The organism is Hydrogenophaga sp. NFH-34, assembly GCF_021401345.1.
GTDB classification, from domain to species: domain Bacteria; phylum Pseudomonadota; class Gammaproteobacteria; order Burkholderiales; family Burkholderiaceae_C; genus Hydrogenophaga; species Hydrogenophaga electricum.
Window position 1 is genome coordinate 92161 of the sequence record NZ_JACBGE010000021.1, and the last position, 7840, is coordinate 100000.

Here is a 7840-nt window from a genome sequence, read left to right on the forward strand (position 1 = left end):
CGCCCACAAACGCAGGAATCATGACATCCTGCGCCGATACAGTGGCGCATTGCCCCGACAACCCCACAGGAGACCGCCATGAACGCCGCACTGCCCCCGTCCGCCGCCCCCGCCTTTCAGGGCTGGGACAACCCCATGGGAACGGACGGTTTCGAATTCATCGAATACGCCGCGCCCGATCCGGTCGCCATGGGGGAACTCTTCGAGCACATGGGCTTCAAGGCCGTCGCCAAGCACCGCCACAAGAACGTGACGCTGTACCGCCAGGGCGACATCAACTTCATCATCAACGCCGAGCCCGACAGCTTCGCCCAGCGCTTCGCCCGCCTGCACGGCCCCAGCGTCTGCGCCATCGCTTTCCGCGTCCAGGACGCCAAGTCGGCCTACGAGCGCGCCGTTTCGCTGGGCGCCTGGGGGTATGCCAACGCCGCCGGCCCGGGCGAGCTGAACATTCCGGCGATCAAGGGCATTGGCGACTCGATCATCTATTTCATCGACCGCTGGCGCGGCAAGAACGGCGCCCAACCGGGCGAGATCGGCAACATCGGCTTCTACGACGTCGACTTCTACCCGCTGCCCGGCGCCGAGCTCAATCCGGTCGGCCACGGCCTGACGGTCATCGACCACCTCACCCACAACGTGCACCGCGGCCGCATGGGCGAATGGGCGGACTTCTACGAGCGCATCTTCAACTTCCGCGAAGTGCGCTACTTCGACATCGAGGGCCAGGCCACTGGCGTGAAGAGCAAGGCCATGACCAGCCCCTGCGGCAAGATCCGCATCCCCATCAACGAGGAAGGCAACGACAAGGCCGGTCAGATCCAGGAATACCTGGACCGCTACCACGGCGAGGGCATCCAGCACATCGCGCTGGCCTCCACCAACCTCTACGACTCGGTCGACGCGCTGCAGATGGACGGCGTGAAGCTGCTGAGCACCAGCGAGACCTACTACGAGCTGCTGCCCCAGCGCATCCCGCACCACGGCGAGGACCTCGAAGCACTCAAGGCCCGCAACATCCTGGTCGATGGCACCCCGGGCGAATTGCTGCTGCAGATCTTCAGCGAGAACCAGCTCGGCCCCATCTTCTTCGAGTTCATCCAGCGCAAGGGCAATCAGGGCTTCGGCGAAGGCAACTTCAAGGCGCTGTTCGAGACCATGGAACTCGACCAGATGCGCCGCGGCGTGCTTCAGGGCTGACCATCCCCCGCCGGCGGCGTCACATCCAGTTCTTCGGCCAGTTGCAGGGCCGCGCCCACCACGGCCGGATGAAACGCCAGCCCGACGTGAGGCGCGCCGCTCACGAGCCGGTTGTCCGCGCCAGGCAGGGTCGCAGTGCGCACCGGGAACACCACGTTGTCGGTGTCGGCGTACCAGCAGATGAAGCACCCGTAGGGCTCGGCATGCTGTTGACGTTCGCGCGCGGCCAGCGCCTGCAACCACTTGCTGCCCCGCTGCATCTGGCGCCCGTTGACCGTGCGGCTGAAGCGCGCGAGCCAGGTGCCGTGGTGGGGTGAGCCGATGGTGAGTACACGCGCCACCCGCTCCCGCGCGTCCGGCGCCGAGGCCAGCCAGGCGCGGATGGCCAGGCCCCCCATGCTGTGCCCAACCAAAAGGGGCGGACGGCCCGTCAGACGCTCGGCCTCCTGCACCGCCGCCTCGATCTGCGGCACGTAAGCATCCAACGAGCCCGTCAGGGGCTCCAGGCTCACGCTCACGTAGGGACGACCGACTTGGCGCAGACGGCGCATCCAGGGCATCCAGAATCCCCGGTTGCAGACGAACCCGTGCACCAGCACCACTGCCGTGCGTCCCGCAACAACTTCGGCTGTATCGGGACAGGCCCGCCAGCGAAAAGGCTGCCACCAGGCAAACACCCGCGGCCCCCAGCCACACTCCTGCCACCAGGCACGCATCCAGACAGCGCGCTCCGCAGGCAGCGGCTGGCCTTCGGCGCGGCCGACACGGGCCGCCCACAGGAATTCGATCGCCAGAGACACGGCGTAGCCCGTCCAGCCGATCGCGGGCAGGACCAACGCCCACGCCCACCCCAGGCACAACGCGCACACGGCGGTGGCCATCGTGCCCAGAACCACCAGCACCTGCTGCAAGCGTGCCAAGCGCGAAGCCGGCCGTACCGGCTGTCTGGGAAAGTCATCGTGAGGCCAAGCCATGGTCCCACTATGCCCCACCCGTGGCAGCACCGCACCGTCTGACCCCAAGGCGACAGGGCATAAGGGTCGGCCCGGTATGGCCGCAGACCCCGTGTCGTCAGAATGGCGCCATGGACTTCGCTCCCCACCAGACCCAACGCCCCTGGCTTGCCCATTACCCCGAAGGCGTTCCTGCCGATGTGCAGCCCGACGAATACCGTTCTCTTGCGGCTTTGCTGGAAGAGTCGTTCCGGCGCCATGGCAAGCGCCCGGTTTCGGTCTGCATGGAGCGCTGGATGTCCTATGCACAGCTCGATGAACTCAGCGCCGCCTTGGGCGCCTGGCTGCAGGCGCAAGGGCTCGCCCCAGGCGCCCGCGTGGCGGTCATGCTGCCCAACGTGCCGCAGTTCCTCGTCGCCATGGCCGCGGTGCTGCGGGCAGGGTATACGGTGGTCAATGTCAACCCGCTGTACACGGCACGCGAACTCCAGCATCAGCTCCAGGACTCGGGTGCCGAAGCCATCATCGTGCTGGAGAACTTCGCCCACACACTGGAAGAGGTGATTGACCACACACCCGTGCAACACGTGGTCGTCGCCAGCCTCGGGGATCTGCTGGGCTTCTGGTACGGCCGCTGGATCACCTTCGCCGTGCGGCACCTGGCCAAACTCGTTCCCAGCTACAAGCTCCCGCTCACAGGCCCCCGGGGTGCACGCCACATCGTCAGCTTCGCCACGGCCCTGGCCGCCGGCCAGACCCAGACACTGCGCCCGAGCCAAGCCAACGGCGACACCATTGCGTTCCTCCAGTACACCGGCGGAACGACCGGTCTCTCCAAAGGAGCTGTTCTGACACATCGCAATGTGGTGGCGGCCATTCTTCAAGCCGAAGCCTGGTTCCGGCCTGCCGTCCAGCGCGTCGGCGATGTGCGCGACGTCAACGCCATCGCAGCTTTGCCGCTCTACCACATCTTTGCGCTGACCCTGGGCCTCCTGACCGTGCGTTGGGGCGCGCACATGACCCTGATTCCGAATCCACGGGACATCCCCAAGTTTGTCGAAACGCTCAAGAAGCGTCCCTTCCACCTCTTGCCGGCGGTGAACACCTTGTTCAATGCCCTGCTGCAAAACCCGCAGTTCCGGCAACTGGATTTCTCCAGTTTGGCCGTCAGTCAGGCGGGGGGCATGGCGGCGTCTGAAGGGACAGCGCGACAGTGGAAACAGGTGACAGGTTGCACCATGGTGGAGGGCTGGGGCATGAGCGAAACCTGTGCCATCGGCACCAACAACCCTGTGACCAGTGATCGCTTCAGCGGCACCATTGGACTGCCCTTGCCCGGCATCGACATTGCCATCAAGGACGACGACGGCCATGATGTGCCGCTCGGAGGGTCCGGGGAAATCTGCATCCGTGGCGCCAACGTCATGCCCGGCTATTACAACCAGCCCGAGGAGACCGCTCGCGCCTTCACGCCGGACGGCTTCATGCGCACAGGGGACATTGGCGTGATGGACGAACACGGCTACACGCGCATCATCGACCGAAAGAAGGACATGATCCTGGTCTCGGGCTTCAACGTCTTCCCCAACGAGCTCGAAGACGTCATCTCCACCTGCCCGGGCGTCTTGGAGTGCGCGGTCGTCGGCGTGCCGGACGAACACCAGGGCGAAGCGGTCAAAGTGTTTGTGGTGCGCAGCGACGCATCGCTGCGGGAAGAGGATGTGGCCCGCTTCTGCCACGACAACCTCACCGGCTACAAGCGTCCCAAGTACATCGAATTCCGCGATGACCTGCCCAAGACCAACGTGGGCAAGATCCTGCGACGCGCCTTGCGGGCAACGGTCGCATCATGATCGACGGTCCTCCCCGGCTGGAGCTCGCATGCTGAACGACCGCCTGGCATCCGCAGGCGTCACGTTTCTGGAGCGAGGCTGGCTCTCCGCCAACAATGTGATCATCCGCGGCGATGGACGCAATGCCGTTGTCGATACGGGCTACGCCAGCCATGCCGAGCAGACCGTTGCCCTGATCCGGCAAGCACTGGGTGCCGAGCCCCTCCTCGCGATCATCAATACGCACCTGCACAGCGACCATTGTGGTGGTAACGCAGCGTTGCAAGACGCGTATCCGCTCGTCGAAACCCATATTCCGCCCGGACAAGCCGATGCGGTACGCAATTGGGACCCTCACGCGCTCAGCTACACCCCGACCGGTCAGGTATGCCCCCGCTTCAAGATCCAGGGACTGCTGTCACCCGGGGAATCCGTCCAACTTGGCAGCCACGCCTGGGAAGTTCATGCAGCCAAAGGGCACGACCCCCATGCCGTGGTCCTCTTCGAACCGAAATCGGGCATCTTGATATCAGGCGATGCCCTGTGGGAGAACGGGTTTGGTGTCGTGTTTCCCGAGCTTGAGGGTATCGAAGCCTTCCACGAGGTCGGCGAAACCCTCGACGTGATCGAACAGCTGGCTCCATCGATCATCATTCCTGGACATGGTCAGGTGTTTGACGATCTGGCCTTGGCGCTGAAGCGTGCCAGGAGCCGCTTGGAGCAATTCCTCAGGGCGCCGGAAAAACACCACCGGTATGCGATCAAGGTGCTCATCAAATACCGGTTGTTGGAATGGCAACAGATCCCTTTCGATGGGCTGCTCACCTGGGCAGAAGCCACACCGTATTTGCAAAACAGCATGCCGGGCGGATTGGAGAACTCAAGCTCAGATAAGCGCAGCGCTTGGCTACAGCAAATCCTCGGTGAGCTGGAGACCTCGGGGGCTCTGACGCTGCGCGATGGCATGGTCACGAACCGTTGAGACCACACCCCAGAAGGCTCAGAAAAGCCAAAACCCCCACTCCAGGTTATGGAGGGGGGGTTTGTGGGGTTGTAAGAGCCTGACGATGACCTACTTTCACACGGGCATCCGCACTATCATCGGCGCAAAGTCGTTTCACGGTCCTGTTCGGGATGGGAAGGAGTGGGGCCAACTTGCTATGGTCGTCAGGCATAACGGGTTGCCGGCCTGGCAAGCCAGGGCGGCGAATTCACAGAGTCGACTCAGCGTATTTTGATTGCAGCCAACGTCATGACGTCTGGGTCATGAGGGCATAAAGACATTTGCACGTTCAGTGCTTACATCAAAGTTATAGGGTCAAGCCGCACGGGCAATTAGTATCGGTTAGCTTAACGCATTGCTGCGCTTCCACACCCGACCTATCAACGTCGTGGTCTTCAACGACCCTTCAGGGGGCTCAAGGCCCCGGCAGATCTCATCTTGGAACGAGTTTCCCGCTTAGATGCTTTCAGCGGTTATCTCTTCCGCACTTAGCTACCCGGCAATGCCACTGGCGTGACAACCGGTACACCAGAGGTGCGTCCACTCCGGTCCTCTCGTACTAGGAGCAGGCTTCCTCAAATCTGCAGCGCCCACGGAAGATAGGGACCAAACTGTCTCACGACGTTTTAAACCCAGCTCACGTACCTCTTTAAATGGCGAACAGCCATACCCTTGGGACCGGCTACAGCCCCAGGATGAGATGAGCCGACATCGAGGTGCCAAACACCGCCGTCGATATGAACTCTTGGGCGGTATCAGCCTGTTATCCCCAGAGTACCTTTTATCCGTTGAGCGATGGCCCTTCCATACAGAACCACCGGATCACTATGTCCTGCTTTCGCATCTGCTCGACTTGTCAGTCTCGCAGTTAAGCACGCTTATGCCATTGCACTATTAGCACGATGTCCGACCGTACCTAGCGTACCTTCGAACTCCTCCGTTACGCTTTGGGAGGAGACCGCCCCAGTCAAACTGCCTACCATGCACTGTCCCCGATCCAGATAATGGACCTAGGTTAGAACCTCAAACACACCAGGGTGGTATTTCAACGTTGGCTCCACCGGAACTAGCGTCCCGGCTTCAAAGCCTCCCACCTATCCTACACAGATCTGTTCAAAGTCCAATACAAAGCTACAGTAAAGGTTCATGGGGTCTTTCCGTCTTTCCGCGGGGAGATTGCATCATCACAAACATTTCAACTTCGCTGAGTCTCAGGAGGAGACAGTGTGGCCATCGTTACGCCATTCGTGCAGGTCGGAACTTACCCGACAAGGAATTTCGCTACCTTAGGACCGTTATAGTTACGGCCGCCGTTTACTGGGACTTCGATCAAGAGCTTGCACCCCATCAATTAATCTTCCAGCACCGGGCAGGCGTCACACCCTATACGTCCACTTTCGTGTTTGCAGAGTGCTGTGTTTTTAATAAACAGTCGCAGCCACCTATTTTTTGCAACCCATTCATGCTCAGATGTTCTCATCACACTACTAGGGCACACCTTCTTCCGAAGTTACGGTGTCAATTTGCCGAGTTCCTTCTCCTGAGTTCTCTCAAGCGCCTTAGAATACTCATCTCGCGCACCAGTGTCGGTTTGCGGTACGGTCAATTGCAAGCTGAAGCTTAGTGGCTTTTCCTGGGACCTCGTTCAGTTACTTCGCGAGCAAGCTCGCTCGATCGACAGCCTCGGTATATGACACGCGGATTTGCCTACGTATCGCCTACATCTGTCTAAACCGGCACTTCCAACCGCCGGATAACCTATTAAGATCCGTCCCCACATCGCACTTGCAATCGGTACAGGAATATTGACCTGTTTCCCATCAGCTACGCATCTCTGCCTCGCCTTAGGGGCCGACTCACCCTACGCCGATGAACGTTGCGTAGGAAACCTTGCGCTTACGGCGAGCGGGCTTTTCACCCGCTTTAACGCTACTCATGTCAGCATTCGCACTTCTGATACCTCCAGCAGCCTTTACAAGCCACCTTCACAGGCTTACAGAACGCTCTCCTACCACTTGCAATAAATTGCAAATCCGCAGCTTCGGTAACTGGCTTAGCCCCGTTACATCTTCCGCGCAGGACGACTCGATCAGTGAGCTATTACGCTTTCTTTAAATGATGGCTGCTTCTAAGCCAACATCCTGACTGTTTTAGCCTTCCCACTTCGTTTCCCACTTAGCCAATTTTAGGGACCTTAGCTGGCGGTCTGGGTTGTTTCCCTCTTGAGTCCGGACGTTAGCACCCGGTGCTCTGTCTCCCAAGCTGTACTCATCGGTATTCGGAGTTTGCCTTGGTTTGGTAAGTCGCCATGACCCCCTAGCCAAAACAGTGCTCTACCCCCGACGGTAATACTTGAGGCACTACCTAAATAGTTTTCGGAGAGAACCAGCTATTTCCAGGTTTGTTTAGCCTTTCACCCCTATCCACAGCTCATCCGCTAGTTTTGCAACACTAGTCGGTTCGGACCTCCAGTACCTGTTACGGCACCTTCATCCTGGCCATGGATAGATCACCTGGTTTCGGGTCTACACCCAGCGACTGAATCGCCCTATTCGGACTCGGTTTCCCTACGCCTTCCCTACTCGGTTAAGCTTGCCACTGAATGTAAGTCGCTGACCCATTATACAAAAGGTACGCCGTCACCCTTTCGGGCTCCGACTTTTTGTAAGCATGCGGTTTCAGGATCTATTTCACTCCCCTCCCGGGGTTCTTTTCGCCTTTCCCTCACGGTACTTGTTCACTATCGGTCGATGATGAGTATTTAGCCTTGGAGGATGGTCCCCCCATATTCAGACAGGATTTCACGTGTCCCGCCCTACTTTTCGTCAGCTCAGTACCACACAGGTCTTTTC

General features: G+C 60.0%; 4 protein-coding genes and 2 rRNA genes (1 of these 6 cut by a window edge). 3 read left to right on the forward strand and 3 right to left on the reverse strand.

Annotation, left to right across the window (positions count from 1 at the left end):
• The first annotated feature begins 78 nt into the window (after positions 1 to 78).
• Entirely contained in the window at positions 79 to 1200 is a 1122-nt protein-coding gene (gene hppD, locus L0977_RS19040; protein WP_234266441.1) for a 4-hydroxyphenylpyruvate dioxygenase, read from the forward strand.
• Here the strand turns inward: hppD and L0977_RS19045 are convergent.
• On the reverse strand, positions 1191 to 2120 hold the full coding sequence (locus L0977_RS19045; RefSeq protein WP_234266442.1) for an esterase/lipase family protein: 930 nt from the start codon (positions 2118 to 2120) through the stop codon (positions 1191 to 1193). The genes hppD and L0977_RS19045 overlap by 10 nt on opposite strands.
• A 164-nt stretch (positions 2121 to 2284) precedes the next feature.
• Between L0977_RS19045 and L0977_RS19050 the strand changes: the two genes are divergently transcribed.
• Together L0977_RS19050 and L0977_RS19055 are read left to right on the forward strand one after the other, a co-directional pair.
• Positions 2285 to 4006, forward strand: a complete 1722-nt coding sequence (locus tag L0977_RS19050) for an AMP-binding protein (RefSeq protein WP_234266443.1) — start codon at positions 2285 to 2287, stop codon at positions 4004 to 4006.
• A gap of 28 nt (positions 4007 to 4034) precedes the next feature.
• The gene (locus tag L0977_RS19055; RefSeq protein ID WP_234266444.1) at positions 4035 to 4967 is read left to right on the forward strand and encodes an MBL fold metallo-hydrolase; all 933 of its coding nucleotides are present in this window, start codon (positions 4035 to 4037) and stop codon (positions 4965 to 4967) included.
• 77 nt (positions 4968 to 5044) lie between these two features.
• On the opposite strand, the gene rrf is transcribed toward L0977_RS19055, so the two are convergent.
• Together rrf and L0977_RS19065 are read right to left on the reverse strand one after the other, a co-directional pair.
• Positions 5045 to 5157, reverse strand: a 5S ribosomal RNA gene (rrf, locus tag L0977_RS19060).
• 142 nt (positions 5158 to 5299) lie between these two features.
• Positions 5300 to 7840 (reverse strand): 23S ribosomal RNA (locus tag L0977_RS19065); it runs 332 nt beyond the window's last position.

Bases quoted from the DNA above. Each gene is read 5' to 3' on its own strand.
- hppD (WP_234266441.1), top strand. From the start codon at position 79: ATGAACGCCGCACTGCCCCCGTCCGCCGCCCCCGCCTTTCAGGGCTGG.
- L0977_RS19050 (WP_234266443.1), top strand. From the start codon at position 2,285: ATGGACTTCGCTCCCCACCAGACCCAACGCCCCTGGCTTGCCCATTAC.
- L0977_RS19055 (WP_234266444.1), top strand. From the start codon at position 4,035: ATGCTGAACGACCGCCTGGCATCCGCAGGCGTCACGTTTCTGGAGCGA.